The sequence below is a fragment of the Fischerella sp. JS2 genome, assembly GCF_032393985.1.
In the GTDB taxonomy this organism is placed as follows: Bacteria; Cyanobacteriota; Cyanobacteriia; order Cyanobacteriales; family Nostocaceae; genus Fischerella.
In genome coordinates this window covers 4,405,811-4,424,605 of the sequence record NZ_CP135918.1, presented here as the reverse complement: position 1 = coordinate 4,424,605, position 18,795 = coordinate 4,405,811, and the positions used below count along the sequence as shown (strand labels likewise).

The following is an 18,795-nucleotide window of genomic DNA, read 5'->3' as shown; positions in this document are numbered from 1 at the left end:
TAAGTTCAAACACTACTTTGGAAAAACCTTTGATAAATCCAGAACTAAATCCGGAAAGCATGGTAGATAAACTGATTCATTCGATAGATAAATTATCTTTTTGCGATAACCAAATTTACCTTGAAAATCATGATAAGGATCGCTATAGCACTCTAAGTGATTTTCTACTAAATTAAAAATCCAATAATCAGCAATACCCGCTTCTGCATAAAGTGGTAATTTCACCTCTTGATCATATTTCAAAGAGGAATCAGCTATCTCAATTAACAGTAAAATATCATCTGGAGTGGGATGATTGCTGAGATAATCATCAGGGCGATTTTTGACAATTACCCGATCTGGTTCCGGTTCGCTGTAGTCAGAAATAATAATCGGTTGTTGTCCCCGTAGTGTCGCTCTTTCTCCCACTAGCTTAAATAATTCTCGCTCTAAGCGTGTTTCACATACAGAATGCGGTTTGCCTTTAGATACCATCGAAATGATTTCTCCCCTAATTAGCTCAACTCGGTCATCCTCACTGAAAAAACCGAGTTCTGCTAAACGATCGTATTCAGCTATAGTAAAGCGTTTAGTTAAGACTGTAGTCATAACATTTAAGATAGTGCAGGTCTACCTGCATGTTAACTCTTAACCCTTAACCATTGACTTTTAACTCTGTTCTTTCGCACCCAACATCTGCAAAATTTTATCTACATTATCCAAGTCGCCGACAATGCGCCGCACGGGGAGAGGCCAAACTTTCACAAGCGTGGGAGTTGCTGTCACTTGATTTGTTTCTGCTTGTTCTGGATGGCTGACAACATCAATGACTTTCAGGGTGTACGGTTGACCCAGGTATTGCTCTAATAGGTCGTGGAGACTCTCAAGTGTACGTTCAATACCGGGGCTATGTCCAGCAACAAACAGACGTAGAACATAGCCTTGGTTGTTTGGTTGTATCTGTAGTGTTGTTGCTTCTTGGTAGTATGGTACTGCTTCAAAAGGATCTAAACGTACGATTAAGTCGTGGTCTTCCCAAAGTTGCGGGAACGAAGAGCGATAACTATTTAATACCATGCGATCGCACAATCCTTCTTGCCAAGGTGCGCTTTGCCAAACAATGTCGCCTGTGCCAAAAATGGCATTTAGTAAGGCTTGATATCGCATCACAGCTGGATAAGCTTCGGCAAAAGTGCGTATTTTTTGGGTACGCGGATCTAACCAATAATCAATAGTAGCTGTATAGCAGGGGACTAAAAAATGAGGTGGTTCTGGCAAGTCTAGGATTTCTTGTAAAGTTGCACATAAATTCAAATGCCATCGACCTTGCTTACTGGGGTCGATACAGTAAATCAAATCTCCTGCGGGCGTAAACAGGGCAATGCCTTTAAATAACTGGGGTAGGATTAGTTTATCTGAAGTCAAGGTTCTTAATTTAAGGTTAGGGGTTGGAGGCTAGGAGCTAGAGGCTAGTGTAAAACTATTTTTTAATTGTCTATTTCCCAGTCCCCTATCCCCAATCCCTAATTCTTACACTCGACCTCGCAGCATCTGGGCCATTTCGTTGGGAGTCGGTGACATTTCCAAGGCTGTTTCTTCGGTAATCCGGCCTTCTTGGTAGAGGTTAAACAAAGACTGGTTCATAGTAATCATGCCATCAAAACCAGCTTGTTTCATTAATTCCGTAATTTCATCGTACTTCCCATCTTTGATCCAGTCTTTAACTGCATCTGTGTTTATGAGAATATCGTGAAAGGCAGCACGTTTCCCATCTGTTGTGCGACATAAACCTTGAGCAATCACTGCTACTAAAGATTCGGAAATTGCCACCCGCATGGCATCCTGTTCATCGCCTGAGTAAAGATTGAGAATACGTTCAATCGTTTTTACGGCGCTGTTAGTATGCAGGGTTCCCATAACTAAGTGACCAGTTTGAGCAGCTTTGAGGGCTGTATTCACAGTTTCTTTATCCCGCATTTCCCCTACAAGAATCAAGTCTGGGTCTTCCCGTAAAGCAGCTTTTAAGGCATTGTCAAATTTTCGGGTATGCATTCCCACTTCCCGTTGTTTGATCAAGGACTTTTGACTTTTGTGAACAAATTCGATGGGGTCTTCGATGGTGATGATATGTTTGGGCATCTCTTTGTTGATGTAGTCAATCATCGCTGCCATCGTGGTAGATTTACCAGAGCCAGTCGGGCCTGTCACTAAAATCAAGCCTTTGTGGTAATGGCAAATATCCCTGAAAACGGGGGGTAGGCGTAACTGGTCAATGGTTAATATTTTGAGCGGAATTAAGCGCATGACCATTGCATAACCTTTGAGAGAATCAAAGATATTGATCCGCACACGGGCAAATTCATATTGAGTTGCACCGTCAAATTCTAGGTATTCTTCAAACCGTTGAATTTCTGCCTCCGTCAATACTTCCCGCATCCAATTCATAAAAGTTTCTTTATCCGTTTCTGGATATTCTGTAGTCTGAATTTCGCCACGGTTACGGAAGCGCGGTGGTTCGCCTACACCCAAGTGAATATCAGATATGCCATTATCATAAGCTTCCCGTACCAACTGATTTAAAGTTGGGTGTAAACTATTGCTTTTGACACGGGCAGGACTGGGACTAGGCATTGGTGGTGGTGTCCCAGGACGATGACCACAAGCAGGAGTAGAAACAGGTGATGGGGTAGTACGACTTCTGTCAACTGGTATTTCTAAAGTTTGTGTAGACTGACGCTGTGTACTAATTGTTGGTGGTGGTGGGGGAAGCGGAGGCACACTACGAGCTACAGTTGGGGTCGAATTTAATGGATTTTGTGATTCTGACATATATCTTTACAAATGATTTTGTGTGAACTTATGTAAAAGGCAAAAAATAGGAGGCAGCTAAACATCATCTGCATTGCGATCGCTATAGTTGCGTGTTCAGTTGCCACTGAAACGAAATTATGATCAATTTCATCACTTGCTATTAAATGTATTTTTTTAACCTACTAATTCAATTATTTTTAGCCAAATATATTTATTTTTGCTAACTTTACTATGTTTAGCACAATAAACATATAATCCAACTACAGTAATTATATTTATAATTTTTAGTATAAAAAATAACTATGCTTATCCAATATAATTTTAAATTTAGGTGAACTACGTTGCCATCATCAACTGTGTAGACCAGAACGGATGAAAAAACTTTCCTTCTGTCCTCTAGCTCGAAAAAGGATGTAGGGGTGTGAGGGTTTAGGGAGGACTGGAGCCGGAGGAAACCTCCGGCTAAGGAAGTCCGTGGTGTAGGAGAATAATTTGGCGGTGAAACTTGTTTCTTTCATTTGCACTGCCCTCTGCCTTATTTTCAAGCTAGCTTCATGTTCATGCAGAGATATTTGATGAGATGTCTCTACAAATGTTGCTTGCACGCTACCCTAGTCACGTCTTAAAATTATGAGAATCAGCTATGCTTTTGATAAGAAATATTAAGAAGGCTAGAAGTGAATTTTTGACACACACAAAATCAGTGGGTAGCTTATAGCTTCTCTATCTAAGGATAGATGGCAAAAAGAAGTTTTCAGCGAAAATAAGCTATCAGCGTTTATTCATAATAATAAAATCTTAACTGTTAATTTTATTAAATAAATGCTCATCTTCTCAATTGGTTTTTATATACTGAACATCACTAATTGTTGATCCCTTTGTTTATTAACATCAAGGAAAGACTTCTGAATTCCAAACTGATTTGCGTATTTAGGAGATAAACTCATGGCTCTCTCACAAACAGCTAATTTAAGCAAGACTGATTCTTTGTTAATGGTTAAAAGCTTTTTAATATGGTCTTTCACATTGGCAGTATGCTTGCTGGTTGTCGGTTTTCCTTTGGTTGTTTTGATGGCTACGGTTGGATGTCTATTGTCTATTGTTCTGCAATCTCTGATGCCTGTTAGTGCGGTTTTACTAGTGGCAGGAGGTTTAATTCTGTTTAATGTTTTGGCTGTTGTTATTGGTGCAAGCGCGCTGACTGCTAAGGGTATTCATCCTAAAGAAGTGAAGTGGTTAAGCTGGTTGCATGGAGAAACAGAAGAAATGCAGAAGACCGTTTATGCTGCTTGCCCACTAACATGTGACATCAAACTGTAACCTATTGCTAAATTCGACAAACAGTGCATCCTGCCCGGTTTTACCGGGTTTTTTCATGCTTTTTTGTCATTTGTCATAATTTGAACTTAACAATTATTGACAATTGACCATTGACCATTGACCATTGACAATTGACCAATGATTAATGACTAATGATTAATAACAAACTCGTTTACATTATTTTAGGTACTCGTCCAGAAGCAATTAAACTAGCTCCCGTAATTCAAATTTTCCAAAACTTTCTAGGCTTTGAAACACAAGTTATTTTGACTGGACAGCATCGTGAAATGGTTGAACAAGTGATGCAGCTTTTCAACCTTAAGGCAGACCGTGACTTAGAAATTATGCAACGGCAACAATCTTTAACTGATATTACTTGCCGTAGCTTGCGAGGATTAGAAGAATTATTTCAAGAAAATAAACCAGATTTAATTTTGGTGCAAGGAGATACTACCACAGCATTTGCAGCGACATTGGCAGCTTTTTACCAAAAGATTCCTGTCGGTCATGTAGAAGCTGGGTTAAGAACAGATGACTTATTTAATCCTTTTCCAGAAGAAGCTAATAGAAGGTTAATTTCCCAACTAACTCAATTGCACTTTGCGCCAACACCTTTAGCTGTAGAAAACTTAAAAAATTCTGGTGTTTTAGGTCAAATTCATATGACTGGTAACACAGTGATTGACGCACTGTTAAATGTAGCAGCAAAAGAACCAGCCTGTAATATACCTGGTTTGGAATGGAATAAATATCGTGTTTTACTGGCGACTGTGCATCGACGAGAGAATTGGGGAGAACCACTGCAAGGAATCACCCAGGGATTTTTACAGATACTAGATAAGTTTCCTGATACAGCCTTACTATTGCCATTACATCGTAATCCTACAGTACGAGAACCATTGCAGGCAAGTTTAGGCAATCACCCTCGGATTTTTTTAACAGAACCTTTAGACTATAGTGAACTGGTAGGAGCAATTATGCGATCGCATCTTCTGCTCACTGACTCTGGTGGTTTGCAAGAAGAAGCCCCTAGTCTAGGTAAACCAGTTTTGGTTCTGCGAGAAACTACAGAAAGACCAGAAGCTGTCACAGCTGGTACAGCTAAACTTGTGGGTACTAAATCACAGACTATAGTTGCTAACGCTGTAGAATTGCTGAGTAACCCAGATGCTTATGCAGCAATGGCAAACGCCATCAATCCCTTTGGAGATGGTCATGCAGCAGAACGGATTTTACAGATAGTCCAGAATTATTTAGGGAATGGGGTGATGGGGTGATGGGGTGAAAGATTGCTTCCTTGTCCTCCTCGTCTTCTCCCAATCCCCGATCCCCAAATATGTTAAAATTAATCGGCTTTCAAAGCAGTAGCAAGTTTCTTGCAGAAATATGGTTCAGTACACTCTCGCTCAAAGCCCAGATATCATCCTCACTGTACCTGGTAAAGATTCAGCCAAAGCCCGCGAGAAAGCGATGGATCAGCTGATGCAACTCATGGATGAAGGTAAGTTACCTACCGAACTCGAAGACGGATTTAGTGCCAAACAATTAATAGAGGTAAAAGAAGTATCAATGGATACTACTAACGGTGAGGACGAAATTACTCAAGCTGTTCAAATTCTCAGTAATCTAGCTACACTAAAACTGAAAGTCCAAGACTCACGCGCCGAAGCGTTAGAAATTCGCAAACAGATTGATATCCTCTTCTCAGACAATTCTGTGACAGAAGAGGAAATTACTCGCCTCAAGGAAGGTTTTAAGGTTCTCAAAACTTTCGCCCAGGCGAATGTACGTTATCAGGAAGCTAAAGCGAAAGCAGAACAGGCTAGGCAAATACTAGATCGTGCTTTGAAATCGGCGGATAAGTAAGAGTTGGTAGTTAGTTATTAACCACTAACCACTAACCACTAATGTAGAGACGCGATGTTCCTCGCGTCTCTACCCACTAACCACTATCCCTTAATTTTTCTTACAGAAGAAGAGGTCGGTACAGAGTTATTTCTGATGTCTGTGTCATCATCATCACTAACACGTTCTACACTCATGCTCTGTCTGTAATACTGCTGATAGTAGGTATAGGAAGCAGGTACGGCATCTCTGGACTTATTGGCTACCAATCCCAAGATAGGTGTGCCAGATATTTGCAGCTCTTCTAATGCTTGTTGGAAGACGGTACGCTTTAACTTACCTAAACCAGCAACTAGTACCATACCATTGGTGTTAGCTGCCAATAAGGTTGCATCAGCAAATCCAACTAGAGGAGGCGTATCATAAATTACTAAATCAAAGCTACTATGTAGGTCTTGCATCAAGTCCTGCATTTTTTGAGATGCGAGTAACCTAATTGAGTCTGGGGGAACAGGGCCAGCAGAGAGGACATAGAGATTATCTTCTAGAGGCGATCGCTCAATCACGTTACTCCAGTCTAAGTCGGAAGAAATAACATCAGTCAATCCCTGAATATTCATTAACCCTACGCGTTGGTGGAGGCTGGGAGAACGTAAATTTGCATCTACAAGCAAAATTCGGTGTCCCATTGCAGCTGCTGCTAAGGCTAAATGTACAGCAACTGTTGATTTTCCATCTCCTTGTCCTGCGGAACTGATCACTAGTGAACGAATTGGTGCATCAGAACCTAAAAGCAAAATATTGGTGTAAAGAGAGCGAAATACTTCAAAAAATGAAGCGCGAGCTGCTTGCTGCAAACTACTAGAAGTATTACCTGCATTTGTGGAGAGGGCAATTTCTTTCCTGAGAGGAACTACTCCTAACAATGGCAGCCCTATAGTTTCCTTAAGTTCTTTGGAAGTGTAGAAGACATTGCTGAGTTTATCAACAACTAAAGCAGCTCCTACTCCCATCAACAAACCTAACATTCCTCCCAATATGAGATTTCTCTTAGCACTATCTGAGATAGCGTCAGGTTCACTCACTTTTGACAACTGAGGATCTAGTAATCTCCAAGGTTGTAATCTTTGAGCGTACTCGATTTGTAATGCTTGTTGCTTGGCTGTAAATTGGCTTAAGCCTTGGGTGGCAATTTCTAATTCTCGCTGAATGTTATCGTAATCACGACTAACTGCTGCTAAAGCTCGCAAATAGCCATTGAGATTATCTATTTTTTCACGAATAGCCAGATCACGTGCTTCCAATTCTCGAATGCGGCTTTGAAAATCTCTGTTCACCCGCCCTCTTTCTTCCTCCAACATTGAAATCATGGTGTCTCTCCGTTCGGAAAGGCGTACCATGCCTTCTTCTTCTTCGGTGAAGATAGATCCTCTTTGAGCTATTTCCGCATTCGTTTGCTGAAGCAGATCAAGAATTTTTTGGTAACGAGGGTTATCACTGAGTAGTGAATTGCTAGCTAATGCACCTGGTTGTTGCAAGAACTCTTTTTGCAAGTCCTGATACTTGGCTCGCATTTGTTCTAGCATCACACGATTTTCTAGTTGCTGCTGTGTCAATGTAGCAACATGAGTGGATACTTCCTGTGCTTTCTGGGCTGGTTCGACTAAATTATTCTTCTGTCTGATTGTTCGCAGTCGTTCTTGCCAGTCTTTGACTCGTTGTTCTAATGGTTTTCTTTGTTTTTCTACAAATTTCAGTGCCTGCTCTACGTCGTTACGACGTTCTGCCAAACTATATTGCAGATAAGCATCTTTAATACTATTTAGCAAATCTGTAACTAGCTGCTGATCTGCATCGGTATATTGAACTTCTAAAATGTGTCGCTGTTTTGACTCAATCTCTAAGTTCTCAATTACATAGTCGTATTCTATTTCTGGGTACTTAGTCTGAAGCTTTTTGATGACGGGCTCTAGTATTCTGCGACTTTGTAAAACTTTTATTGTTGTCTTGACTTCTTCGGTAGTTTCTGGAGCTGCGATCGCGTCTTTGCCATCTCCTATAGTTTGAGGAACATTAGCTATAACCTTACCCTCACCAGTCACAGGTTTGGTTAATATTTCAAAACTGCCTTGGTATACTGGTGGATCTGTTTCTGCTTTTAATACCCCTGCGGTTGCTACTACACCTGTGAGACCAGCTATTAATAGCGCTCGCCGACGAAGAGCCGCTCCCACTTGACCTAAATTTAATCCGCCTTCATCAGCATCATTTAATTGAGCAGAGTTAGCTGTTAACAACGGGTGATGAGTTTTGTCTGATTTCAGCATAACCTTAGTAAATTTAACTACATTTCTGATCGAAATAATCAGATATTCAGAATTCAGAATTAATAAAGTCAAAAGTAAAAGCCCGCAGTTCGATCATATGTAGATCAAAAAATTATTTTCTTTGTCTGGGGTTCCCAACTTTAATTGTGGGGTAATTCTAAATACTGAACTCCTTGTTTTGACTTCATTGTCACCCTGTTTTAAGTCTTGAAAATGCCCGTTAATTTGGAGCGATGCACTATACATACAGTAACATTACGTAAGGTAGATTGGTAGCTTAACTTAGACGGTTAATCAAGCTGTATGTATAGATTTTTTATACTGTGCATCTGGCCATTAGTATAAAGATAATTTACATAAGTCACACAAAATCGGCACTAAGCCTCCGAAGCGTAGTCGGAGTAAGAGGAACGACAGCACCCGCCAATGCATGGTAATGGACACTCTTACTAATTATCAGTTACCAACTACCGCACATTATATTTTGCAAAATAGTGATCGCCACTACAATTTTGGTAAAATTGCTGTTAAACCTCGTTGACAGCAACTAATAATGAACTGTTCCTAGCCAAATGCTTCTTTATTTACTTCTTTGATTAACTGGGGCGCTAGGATTCGAACCTAGGAATGGCGGGACCAAAACCCGCTGCCTTACCGCTTGGCTACGCCCCATTGCGTTTTCGCTGTTTAACAATATAGCAGTTTTAACTATGGTTGTGTCAAGTACTTTAAACCAGAAATTTTGACTGTATATTGGACGCAGTGAGAGTACTGGGGAGGTGGGGTGATAGGGTGATGGGGGACTCATCGGTCCCCCATGAGCGATCGCCGTAGACGCGCTTTACTCGGCTTCTGTAAAGTAAGGGTCCCCCGGCATAAAGAAAGAGGCGTTGGGGATTAGGGGCAGTAGGGGATGTGTAGACGCGCTCATAGCCTTAAGGTAAGGGTGGAGTGTGAGGAGTGTAGGTCAGTTATCAGTTATGAGTTATGAGTTATCAGTTATCAAATTCAATTACTCACTGTTAACTGTAGCCTGCGGCAAGCCGCTACGCGTCTACACTGATTCCTAAGCACTAACAACCACCAACCAACAACTAACAACCACCACTAACAAGTGACATCAAACCAATGCCTTGACTTGTGCCAGTAGTATTACAGTTGACATTATTTTAATCTGACTGCAATCTAAATGTGTGCATCCAGCTATTTTGGCTAGTTCAAGTGTAATCAGCAAGGGGAGAACTAAAAATATCAAGTCAACATCAAAAGTTCTTGATTGCTTGTAGCTTGAGATTAGTTGTCAGTTGAATGACTACTCTGTGAACAGTATTAATTTGAGACAAATTTTATTTATAGACAAATATTATGCCTTTTATTAGGTCAGGGATTAGCATTAGTGTTATTTATGACTTAGTAGTGCAATTCATTTTTACTATACCGACGTTCCAAAAACATAAAATACATGACTTTCGGGGATTGATTTATGGGCGCGACTATATATTTGAGCCTATAGAAGGTTTAAAAAAAGGTTATATGACCGCGCAGTGTAAAGGTGTCAAGCGTGGTGACTGGATTATTTTAGAAGATGATAGTCGCTCTTATCGGTATCAAGTTGAGCAGATTGATTACTACTCAGAACCATCAGACATGTGGATAGCTTTACTTAATCAAGCAATGGTTGAGGAAACTTAAATTTAGTTCAATATTACAGGTTTATACCCCTACTTTCAAAAAACAAGGCAGCTATGCTGAGCAGACGTGGGTTGCAAAGCTAGCTGCGGTTCGCGTTCAAAGAACGCTGTGGCAGAAGGGAAGAAGATCTGAGATTTGCCTTGTTTGTTTCATTTGAGGAGCGGCTGGCGCTTACGCAGCGTGCCGGAGACATTCGCCGCCAGTCGGGCGCTCAGATCAAATTTTATTCAAGATTAACCTAATTATGTTTTTTTGATGAACTTTACGTACACAATTAGTTTATGTATGTATACTTGTAGCTTAGAAAAGCTACGTAAGCATCTTCCACATCCAGGGTTGTTAATTTCTCAGAAATCTACCTCTGCAACAATTAGAGACGCAGTTTTACGGTAAAAGTTTCACATATTTATACCAGGGTTGAGATCAAAAGTAAAACTTCGTTAGTCAGAGAAATTGTCAGAAAAGATACTTAAAACTAAAAGTATTGATATGGGGTTATACATTAATTTTTCCAAGGGGAGTACGGATATTTGCTGGGTGCAAAGAATAGAAACGAAGTAAGTCTATAGTTGTTGGGTGCAAATTTTGGAAAATGTTCTTCGCTTTTTTTACCTGAGTATCCGGATAAGCACTGAGAAAACTAGTTAAAGTATGAACAGGAGCCCATGTATAGCCAAAATAGAATAGCCTAAGGAAATTGAGTAAACATGAAATCAAAAACAGTAGAAGGTAAAATCTCAGAAAATACAATTGTTGTGGCATCTGTTGAGCAAATTTCCTCTGATTTGGGAGGTGAAGCAGTAATTCTCAATATTAAATCTGGTACATATCACGGTTTGAATGAAGTAGGAACACTGATCTGGAATTTAATTCAAACACCTAAAACTGTAGAGGATATTAAAGCAGCTATCTTGGCAGAGTACGAGGTCGAAGCCGAACAGTGCGATCGCGATTTGGTCAATTTACTTGAAGATCTTTTAGCTGCGGAACTAATAAATATTCAAAATGACGCTACTGTTTAAGTTTTTGAGTTTTAATGCAGGCGATCGCCACTTATTAATCACGACCTTGATTTTACTAGCAGCTATGCGCCTGGGGTTGTGGTTGCTGCCGTTTCGCACTCTTTTAAAACTATTAGCAAAAATCAGTCAACCAGTCACACAAACTACAAACCAAGTATCCATCCGCAAAATTGTCTGGGCTGTAGAGGTAGCTAGTCGTTATATGCCTGGTGTCAAGTGCTTGGCTCGTGCCTTGACTACGCAAGTCCTGATGAATCGGTACAGTCACCCTTGTCAACTCCGCATCGGTGTCGCCAAAGACAAGACAGGAATCCTAGAGGCTCATGCTTGGATAGAACATCAAGGAAAGATCGTGATTGGGAATCTCGCAGACCTTTCTCGCTTTATTCCCCTACCAACGCTAGAAGGAGTCAAGTTATGAGTGGGATGATGGGAATTTACTATCTTGACGGGCGTTCTGTAGACAAGCAAGACTTAGAAAAGATGGTAAATACTCTAGCTCACCGTGGCCCTGATGGTGCAGATATCTGGCATGATGGAAATCTGGGTTTTGGCCATAGAATGCTGTGGACTACCCCCGAATCTCTACTAGAAAAGTTACCTCTAGTTAATGAAACTGGTGATTTAGTCATTACATCCGACGCTCGCATTGACAATCGGGAAGAATTATTATTTATATTACAAATAAATGATTGTCCGCTCGAAAAAATAACGGACACTCAGCTAATATTAGCTGCTTATCAAAAATGGGGAGAGCTATGTGCAGAGCATCTACTAGGTGATTTTGCCTTTGCCATTTGGGATAGAAAAAAGCAAACACTTTTCTGTGCTAGAGACCATTTTGGAGTCAAGCCTTTTTACTATTACCATCAACCAAATCAACAATTCATATTTGCTTCAGAAATCAAAGCAATCCTATGTTTGCCACACGTTCCATGTCGCCTGAATGAAGTTAGGATTGGCGACTACTTGGCATTGATGATGGAAGACCAAAAGATTACCACCTATAAAAATATTCTGCGACTTCCTCCTGCTCACAGCATGGTGGTCAGTCAATCAGGAATACAACAATGGTCTTACTGGTCACTAGACCCTGAGCGGGAGATTCATTTAGCTGATAACGAAGCTTATGCTCAAGAATTTCGGCAGATATTCACCCAAGCAGTGAAGTGTCGCTTGCGTACCGCCTTTCCAATGTTTAGCCAACTGAGTGGTGGCTTGGATTCTTCTGCTGTGAGTTGTGTAGCACGGAATCTACTTGCGGAAGTCGGGAAATCCCCACTACACACCATCTCAAGTATTTTTGACAAAGTTACTGAATGTGATGAACGCCCTTTTATCAATGCTGTACTAGAACAGGGAGGATTCATTCCCCACTATATTCATGGTGATGAGTTTGGCCCTTTGTCTAATCTAGATAGCATTTTTCAGTACGAAGATGAAGCTTTATTGGGTCCAAGTCATTTCTATCCTTGGATGGTTTATCGCGCTGCCAAAGAACTAGGAATGCGGATTTCCCTGGATGGCTTTGATGGTGATACTACGGTGAGCCACGGTATAGCTAGACTCACTGAATTGGGACGTCAAGGTAAGTGGAAAACCCTCATCCAGGAAGCTAAAGCGATCGCGGCACATCACAATGTTTCACCATACGTAGTTTTTAGAAGTCATGGATTACCATATCTCCAGGATTTGGTCAAGAAGTGGCAATGGATAGAGTTTGTTAAAACCGTGCAACTGATTCATCAACATTTTGGTGTTTCCCGGAAATTGTTAATTATCTATCACGGAATTAAACCTTTGTGGGAACAAATACGGCTATTTTGGAGGGGACAACCCAGACAAAAAACATCTCCGGCTTCGGCTTTGCCTAAGACTCCTTTAGTTAACCGTAACTTTGCACAACGTATTCGTCTGGATGAACGGATACAAACGTTAGACCCTCCACAGGAAACGCCCCTGACTTTAAGACAGGAGCATTGGCGTAGTTTAACTCAAGGAATACTAGCCTACACCCTAGAACAGATGGATCAATATGCAGCAATGTTTTCTTTGGAAGTTCGTCATCCTTTCATGGATAAGCGACTCGTAGAATTCTGTTTAGCATTGCCTTCTGAACAAAAACTATATCAAGGATGGGGACGGATGATCATGCGTCGTGCTTTAGAGGGTATCCTTCCAGAAAGCATTCAGTGGCGTGGTGGAAAAGCAGACTTGTCACCAAACTTTAACAATGGGTTGCTCAAGCGCGATCGCCAAATTCTCGATCAGGTGATGTCCCAAAAAATCAAACATCTGGAAAAATACATTAACTTAGATTTTCTGCAAACAGCTTATCAGCGCATACTTTCCGCAGACAACCAAGCTAGCAATGATGATTGGATGGCAGTTTGGCAGGCAGTCATCTTAGCATCATGGCTGGACTTTAAGGGATTAGTACCGTAATTTTCAAAACTTGGCAAATGTGGATTTACAAGCACTTTTAACATTATAGCCACTGTAAATCCAATTAGCCGGGTGTATCACCACAAGTTTGAAGAAAATAGGTCAAACACCAAAGGAGTTACAGCAATGAAGAAAACGTACAGTACACCAATGCTGATTGCACACGGTAGTGTCGGAGATATTACACAGGCATTTGGCAACAAACAATTGACTGATTTTCTGTTTTTTAACGGTTCAAACATTCCAGATACTGATGGAACAGATGACGGTGGTACACCTGCTCAAGGATCTATAGACGGGATTATTCACCCTGTACACAAGTAGAGTTTGAGCTAACTAAGCTGCTGATTCAAATCTTAATGATTACCGCTTGAAATCAGACAGGCACAGCTAACAAAACGCTGATTACTTCTACAAGCAGGTGATGCTCTAAGTTTTACTTCTTGTAAAAGCAGGTGATCATATAAGTTCTAATTCTTGGCAGGTTGTAGCTTAGGGATTATGGTACACATCGCCCTCGACAATACCGTAAATCCAACCTCTTGGCAGGTTGTGGTCATAGAACTGTCGTATCTATGACCACTAAGCTACACCGTAAGTCCAAATCTGGGGCACTACCTTTTACTTCTAGCAAAGACTATCTATCTACACTCACAGATTAGGAGACAGATCATGAAGAATGCGTACAGCATTCCTAAACTAACCGTTTACGGTGATGTTGCTGAAATTACACAAATTCTTGGTAGTTCAAGCAGAACAGACTTTCTCTTTTTCAATGGCAATTCTATATCTGGCGGTGATGATCAGGGTTCAAGAGATCTAAACTGCACTAGAAAAGGTAAGAATTTAAATTGCGAAATTAAGTAGTTTTACCAGCAAAATATTTTCAAGCTGTAGAAACTATTTGATCAGATGCACGCACAAACAACATTAAGTTTGGTTTTTTTGTTAAGCAATTAAGCTGAACTAATGTAAAAAAACCTAAATTTTGCTGTTGCAGTTAATAGATAACTCACTAAGAGTAAATTTTTTCCTTTTTAGGAAAAGCACAATTTTGTAGGTTGGTTGAGGTTGCGAAACCCAACCATTTTTGATTGAGTTTTAATACCGTCAACTTCAACCTACTACATATTTCTTATCTAGGAGTGTAATTGCCCAGATACATATGCTTGATAATTTTGTATGAAATATCTTTTTTGATTGCATTTGATAAAACCAATGAAATTTTTTAAAGTTTATAACTTGTGCATTGCTTCTGAATTTCCACTTCCCGAACTGATTGAAACTGAGGGTGAACCAGATGTAATTGTGCGGTTTGGCAAAATAGATGATGTAACTGCAATACAACATGATGGCGGTAAAAATTTTGTTGGAGAAATACCAGAAGTAGCTAAGTGTTTTATTAAAGACGGACGAGAAATTATTATTAATCCTTTACCGAATGTGGATGAAGCTCTGCTTCGCACTGTACTTTTGGGTCCTATGTTGTGTGTACTCCTGCGACAAAGGGGTTTGTTAGTTCTACATGCTAGTTGTATTAGCATCAATCACAAATGTGTGGCCTTTATGGGTGGTTCTGGGTGGGGAAAATCTACTTTGGCAGCTGCTTTTCATAAAAAAGGCTACGATGTTTTAACTGATGATGTTATGCCGATCCAAATTGCAGTAGGGCAAGTATTGGTATTACCTGCCTATCCTCAATTTAAAGTGTTTCCAGAAGCTTTAATTTCTCTAGGACACGAGACTAAAAACTTATCGCCAATTTATCAAAATGCATCAAAACTATCCTATAAATTTGCTCATGGTTTTCAGCAAAATCCGCTACCGCTACAACGGATTTATGTTTTGGATAAGGGAAGTGAACATATAATTACCAAAATGGAACTCCAAGAAGCTTTTTTAGAATTGGTACGTCATACTCGTGCTATTAATTTACTCACAGAAAAAGAATTTGTTACTAGTCATTTACATCTTTGTAGCGAGTTAATTAAAAGTGTGAGTTTCTGTCGTTTTACTCGCAAACCTTCCTTGGAAGATTTACCAAATTTAGTGAAGTTAGTTGAGGATGATATTGCCCTGCTGACAGCACAACATGATAGTAGTAATACTCTTCAAACTTCCTCGGATTATTTATTAGCTACCAAATCTTGAATTTACAGGGTTTTGATATTTTGAAGCGCAAATTTCATAGTGTAAATACTATACTCACTCATCTAATTAAAACTCTAAGTCTTGTCTGGGCTGCGTCTCGCTACTGGACTTTAGCTTGGATGGTAATGTTATTAGTGCAAGGATTACTGCCAGCTATTTCCCTTACTTTCACTCGTCAAGTAGTTGATAATTTAGTAGTAGTTGCCGGCAATGGTATTTCTGCGGCAAGTATTCAGCAGATTTTGATTCCAGTAGCATTGATGGCGGGTATCATGCTGTTGGGAGAGATTTTAAATAGTTCTGGTGAATGGATTCGCACTGCTCAATCAGAATTAGTAAATGACCATATCACAGCTTTGATTCATAAACAGTCAGTGGCTGTAGATTATGGTTTTTATGAATACTCAGAATATAATGACAAACTTAATCGCGCTAGAGAAGGAGCAAGTGGGCGATCGCTAGCATTATTAGAAAGCATTGGTAGTTTGTTACAAAACAGTGTCACATTGTTGGCGATGGCAACAATCTTAATTCCTTACGGTCTTTGGCTACCGACAATTTTAATTATCAGTGCTTTTCCTGCGTTCTATGTATTAATGTATCTCAGCAAAATTCAATATCAATGGTCACAGCGAACAACAACTGACCGTCGCTGGCTAATGTATTATGACTATCTGCTGACAAACAGTTCCACCGCCGCAGAAGTACGATTATTTGACTTTGCTAATCATTTCCAGTCTGCTTATCAGAGTCTGCGTCGGCGACTTGTTAAAGAACAATTCCATTTATTAAAACTGCAAACTTTAGGTCGCTTTGTTGCTGCCATCATTGCACTGACAATTACTGGTGGCGCCCTGGCTTGGATGGGACGGCAAGTATTATTAGGTATTTTAACATTAGGAGATTTAGCTTTATTTTTTCAGGTATTTAATCAGGGACAAGGTATTGTTAAAGACTTATTAAGTAATATTGGAAAAATTTATCGTAATAGCTTATTTATTGGTAATTTATTTGAGTTTTTACAAATCCAGCCCACAATTGTAGACCCGGAAAATCCAGTTACTATACCTATAAAACCTCAAAAAGAAATTCGATTTCGACAGGTTACTTTCCGCTATCCTGGTGCTACAGAAGCTGTATTAGAAAATTTTAACTTGACGATTCCAGCTAGTAAAGTTGTAGCGATCGTTGGTGACAATGGCGCAGGCAAAAGTACTCTAATTAAGCTTTTATGCCGTTTTTATGATCCAGATTCGGGAAGGATTGAATTAGATGGCATAGACTTGCGTGAGTTTGCTGTCAAAGAATTCCGTCGATTAATTACTGTTTTGTTCCAATCTCCAATTCCTTACTACACCACAGCAGGTGACAATATTGCATTGGGAGATATCACAGCACTATCAAATCAGGCAGAGATTGAATCGGCAGCTAAAGCATCGGGTATTCACGAAAAGATTATGCGCTTACCCTTGGGTTACAACACGATGCTGGGTAAGTTGTTTCCTGATGGAACCGATTTAAGTGGGGGTCAGTGGCAACGTTTGGCACTAGCACGAGCATTTTTTAGACGCGCTCAAATTATTATTTTAGATGAACCAACCAGTGCTATGGACCCCTGGGCTGAATACGATTGGTTAGAACGTTTCCGCACATTAGCAGAAGGTCGTACTGCTGTTGTGATTACTCACCGTTTCACTCTTGCTATGCAAGCAGACATAATTCACGTAATGCGTGCCGGTCGTATTGTAGAGTCAGGGAATCATGGCGAACTCTTAGCTTTAGGTGGACTTTATGCCCAGTCTTGGAAAGCACAAATGGAGTCTAGTTCGAGTCAGAAACTTAAAAATGGGATTGCTTAACAAACTGAAAATCATTGAAGAAGGCAGATGGTAGAAGAAAAGTATGGAGATTCAAATCTCAAGCAATTATAGACGTGTAAACGACGGGACTTGAGACCAAATTGGGCTTTTTAAGAAGGCTTAATATAAAAGATTCAAACCTTGTTGCCTCCTGCCTTGCCCCAAGGGCGATAAATCATAGACTTCTAAAAAGTGAAGTAAAAAAATGCAAACTCTACCAAAGTTAAATACTAAGATTTTAAACGTCAATGTTCCTGCGGAAATACAGCTACTTCTTGGTTGTGCTTCTACCAAAATAGATGGTGCTAAAACCGAACAAATAAAAAGTTTGATTCAACAAACAGATTTAGACTGGCAAGAGATTACCAGTAGTGCATGGAAACAGGGTTTGATACCACTTTTGTATACTAATATAAATGCGATCGCATCAGATACTGTTCCTAAAGATGTTCTCGAACAACTTCGCAAGATTTTCTACACAAATGCTCAACGCAGTTTACATTTGACTGGAGAGCTTGTACAACTCCTGCGCCTATTGCAAGAAAATAGAATTTTGGCTATTCCTTATAAAGGCCCTGTTTTAGCAAACTTATTATATGGAAATATCGCACTACGCCAGTTCTGTGATTTAGATATATTAGTGCAACCACAAGATGTTTTAAAGTTCAAAGATCTGCTAATTTCTCAAGGATATAGACCACAAATTGAATTAACAAAAACAGAAGAAGCCGCTTACTTAAAAGATAAAAGTAAGCATACTTATAACTTTATTAATGATAACAAGAGAATAATGGTGGAGGTTCATTGGCGAATTACACCACGATACACATCTTCAATAGAAGTCAAGTATATTTGGAAAAATCTCCTGTCATCTAGTTTTGGTGGCATGAAAATCTATAGTTTATCGCCAGAAAATTGGTTACTATTACTGAGTTCACATGCATCTCGACATCGCTGGGAAAAACTTAGTTGGTTAGCTGATATTGCAGAATTAATCGGACGCAACCCAGAGATTAATTGGCAAATGTTAATTCAACAAGCTAGCGAGTTTGATTGTAGACGAATGGTTTTTATTGGTCTTTTCTTAACTTATAATATTATAGGCATTACCCTACCAAATGAAGTTTTACAAGCCATAGAAGCTGATCCAGAGGTTGTTTCTCTCTCCTCAGATATATGCAGGCAACTATTAACTGGTAATACCGACCACCACAAATTTATGCAAAATACTTTTTACCAAATTAGAGTGAGAGAAGGCTTGCAGAATAAGCTTCTGTATTTTGAATTATTTTTGCGTTGGTTGATGAGAGATAAAAATATTTTACTAGATGAATAATAGGCTAA

16 protein-coding genes and 1 tRNA gene are annotated in these 18,795 nt (G+C 39.8%); 12 read left to right on the top strand and 5 right to left on the bottom strand.

Annotation, left to right across the window (positions count from 1 at the left end; all coding sequences use genetic code 11):
• Window positions 1-12: 12 nt before the first annotated feature.
• The 3 genes from RS893_RS18725 to RS893_RS18715 all read right to left on the bottom strand — a co-directional run bounded on the left by RS893_RS18725 (window position 13) and on the right by RS893_RS18715 (window position 2,808).
• The gene (locus tag RS893_RS18725) at window positions 13-588 is read right to left on the bottom strand and encodes a Uma2 family endonuclease (RefSeq protein WP_315786766.1); all 576 of its coding nucleotides are present in this window, start codon (window positions 586-588) and stop codon (window positions 13-15) included.
• Between the two features lie 60 nt (window positions 589-648).
• Window positions 649-1,404: a circadian clock KaiB family protein gene (locus RS893_RS18720; RefSeq protein ID WP_315786763.1), complete on the bottom strand. Its 756-nt coding sequence runs from the start codon at window positions 1,402-1,404 to the stop codon at window positions 649-651.
• Window positions 1,405-1,509: 105 nt separating this feature from the next.
• Window positions 1,510-2,808, bottom strand: a complete 1,299-nt coding sequence (locus RS893_RS18715; protein WP_315786760.1) for a type IV pilus twitching motility protein PilT — start codon at window positions 2,806-2,808, stop codon at window positions 1,510-1,512.
• Window positions 2,809-3,735: 927 nt separating this feature from the next.
• Here RS893_RS18715 and RS893_RS18710 point away from each other — a divergent pair.
• From RS893_RS18710 to RS893_RS18700, 3 genes are all read left to right on the top strand, one after another.
• Window positions 3,736-4,110: a hypothetical protein gene (locus RS893_RS18710; protein ID WP_315786757.1), complete on the top strand. Its 375-nt coding sequence runs from the start codon at window positions 3,736-3,738 to the stop codon at window positions 4,108-4,110.
• A gap of 152 nt (window positions 4,111-4,262) precedes the next feature.
• A complete protein-coding gene (gene wecB / locus RS893_RS18705; RefSeq protein WP_315786753.1) occupies window positions 4,263-5,387 on the top strand; it encodes a non-hydrolyzing UDP-N-acetylglucosamine 2-epimerase in 1,125 nt (374 codons plus the stop codon).
• Between the two features lie 109 nt (window positions 5,388-5,496).
• Window positions 5,497-5,976 carry a hypothetical protein gene (locus RS893_RS18700; RefSeq protein WP_315786750.1) on the top strand — a complete coding sequence of 160 codons (480 nt, stop codon included), beginning with the start codon at window positions 5,497-5,499 and terminating at the stop codon, window positions 5,974-5,976.
• 83 nt (window positions 5,977-6,059) lie between these two features.
• On the opposite strand, the gene RS893_RS18695 is transcribed toward RS893_RS18700, so the two are convergent.
• The gene (locus tag RS893_RS18695) at window positions 6,060-8,282 is read right to left on the bottom strand and encodes a GumC family protein (RefSeq protein WP_315786748.1); all 2,223 of its coding nucleotides are present in this window, start codon (window positions 8,280-8,282) and stop codon (window positions 6,060-6,062) included.
• 600 nt (window positions 8,283-8,882) lie between these two features.
• Window positions 8,883-8,954: transfer RNA gene (locus RS893_RS18690), tRNA-Gln, on the bottom strand.
• 693 nt (window positions 8,955-9,647) lie between these two features.
• Here RS893_RS18690 and RS893_RS18685 point away from each other — a divergent pair.
• The 9 genes from RS893_RS18685 to RS893_RS18645 all read left to right on the top strand — a co-directional run bounded on the left by RS893_RS18685 (window position 9,648) and on the right by RS893_RS18645 (window position 18,787).
• Window positions 9,648-9,974, top strand: coding sequence for a hypothetical protein (locus RS893_RS18685; RefSeq protein ID WP_315786745.1), 327 nt, complete (start codon window positions 9,648-9,650; stop codon window positions 9,972-9,974).
• A 707-nt stretch (window positions 9,975-10,681) separates the two neighbouring features.
• Entirely contained in the window at window positions 10,682-10,996 is a 315-nt protein-coding gene (locus RS893_RS18680; protein ID WP_315786742.1) for a lasso peptide biosynthesis PqqD family chaperone, read from the top strand.
• On the top strand, window positions 10,980-11,417 hold the full coding sequence (locus tag RS893_RS18675) for a lasso peptide biosynthesis B2 protein (protein WP_315786739.1): 438 nt from the start codon (window positions 10,980-10,982) through the stop codon (window positions 11,415-11,417). Before RS893_RS18680 ends, RS893_RS18675 begins: the two co-directional genes overlap by 17 nt.
• Window positions 11,414-13,441 carry a lasso peptide isopeptide bond-forming cyclase gene (locus RS893_RS18670; RefSeq protein ID WP_315786736.1) on the top strand — a complete coding sequence of 676 codons (2,028 nt, stop codon included), beginning with the start codon at window positions 11,414-11,416 and terminating at the stop codon, window positions 13,439-13,441. The genes RS893_RS18675 and RS893_RS18670 overlap by 4 nt, the downstream gene beginning before the upstream one ends.
• 126 nt (window positions 13,442-13,567) lie before the next feature.
• The gene (locus RS893_RS18665; RefSeq protein WP_315786733.1) at window positions 13,568-13,765 is read left to right on the top strand and encodes a lasso peptide; all 198 of its coding nucleotides are present in this window, start codon (window positions 13,568-13,570) and stop codon (window positions 13,763-13,765) included.
• Window positions 13,766-14,113: 348 nt separating this feature from the next.
• Window positions 14,114-14,308 (top strand): lasso peptide, encoded by a 195-nt coding sequence (locus RS893_RS18660; RefSeq protein ID WP_315786731.1) that lies wholly within the window; start codon window positions 14,114-14,116, stop codon window positions 14,306-14,308.
• A 351-nt stretch (window positions 14,309-14,659) separates the two neighbouring features.
• Entirely contained in the window at window positions 14,660-15,592 is a 933-nt protein-coding gene (locus RS893_RS18655) for a hypothetical protein (protein WP_315786727.1), read from the top strand.
• The gene (locus RS893_RS18650) at window positions 15,589-17,451 is read left to right on the top strand and encodes an ABC transporter ATP-binding protein (protein WP_315786724.1); all 1,863 of its coding nucleotides are present in this window, start codon (window positions 15,589-15,591) and stop codon (window positions 17,449-17,451) included. Before RS893_RS18655 ends, RS893_RS18650 begins: the two co-directional genes overlap by 4 nt.
• A 205-nt stretch (window positions 17,452-17,656) precedes the next feature.
• Window positions 17,657-18,787 (top strand): nucleotidyltransferase family protein, encoded by a 1,131-nt coding sequence (locus RS893_RS18645; protein ID WP_315786721.1) that lies wholly within the window; start codon window positions 17,657-17,659, stop codon window positions 18,785-18,787.
• Window positions 18,788-18,795: the final 8 nt, after the last annotated feature.

What these genes read in the sequence shown, in the direction of transcription:
- RS893_RS18685 (WP_315786745.1), top strand. Translation starts at nt 9,648, where the DNA reads ATGCCTTTTATTAGGTCAGGGATTAGCATTAGTGTTATTTATGACTTA.
- RS893_RS18680 (WP_315786742.1), top strand. Translation starts at nt 10,682, where the DNA reads ATGAAATCAAAAACAGTAGAAGGTAAAATCTCAGAAAATACAATTGTT.
- RS893_RS18675 (WP_315786739.1), top strand. Translation starts at nt 10,980, where the DNA reads ATGACGCTACTGTTTAAGTTTTTGAGTTTTAATGCAGGCGATCGCCAC.
- RS893_RS18665 (WP_315786733.1), top strand. Translation starts at nt 13,568, where the DNA reads ATGAAGAAAACGTACAGTACACCAATGCTGATTGCACACGGTAGTGTC.
- RS893_RS18645 (WP_315786721.1), top strand. Translation starts at nt 17,657, where the DNA reads ATGCAAACTCTACCAAAGTTAAATACTAAGATTTTAAACGTCAATGTT.
- RS893_RS18715 (WP_315786760.1), bottom strand. Translation starts at nt 2,808, where the DNA reads ATGTCAGAATCACAAAATCCATTAAATTCGACCCCAACTGTAGCTCGT.
- RS893_RS18695 (WP_315786748.1), bottom strand. Translation starts at nt 8,282, where the DNA reads ATGCTGAAATCAGACAAAACTCATCACCCGTTGTTAACAGCTAACTCT.
- RS893_RS18700 (WP_315786750.1), top strand. Translation starts at nt 5,497, where the DNA reads ATGGTTCAGTACACTCTCGCTCAAAGCCCAGATATCATCCTCACTGTA.
- RS893_RS18710 (WP_315786757.1), top strand. Translation starts at nt 3,736, where the DNA reads ATGGCTCTCTCACAAACAGCTAATTTAAGCAAGACTGATTCTTTGTTA.
- RS893_RS18670 (WP_315786736.1), top strand. Translation starts at nt 11,414, where the DNA reads ATGAGTGGGATGATGGGAATTTACTATCTTGACGGGCGTTCTGTAGAC.
- RS893_RS18725 (WP_315786766.1), bottom strand. Translation starts at nt 588, where the DNA reads ATGACTACAGTCTTAACTAAACGCTTTACTATAGCTGAATACGATCGT.
- wecB (WP_315786753.1), top strand. Translation starts at nt 4,263, where the DNA reads ATGATTAATAACAAACTCGTTTACATTATTTTAGGTACTCGTCCAGAA.
- RS893_RS18660 (WP_315786731.1), top strand. Translation starts at nt 14,114, where the DNA reads ATGAAGAATGCGTACAGCATTCCTAAACTAACCGTTTACGGTGATGTT.
- RS893_RS18655 (WP_315786727.1), top strand. Translation starts at nt 14,660, where the DNA reads ATGAAATTTTTTAAAGTTTATAACTTGTGCATTGCTTCTGAATTTCCA.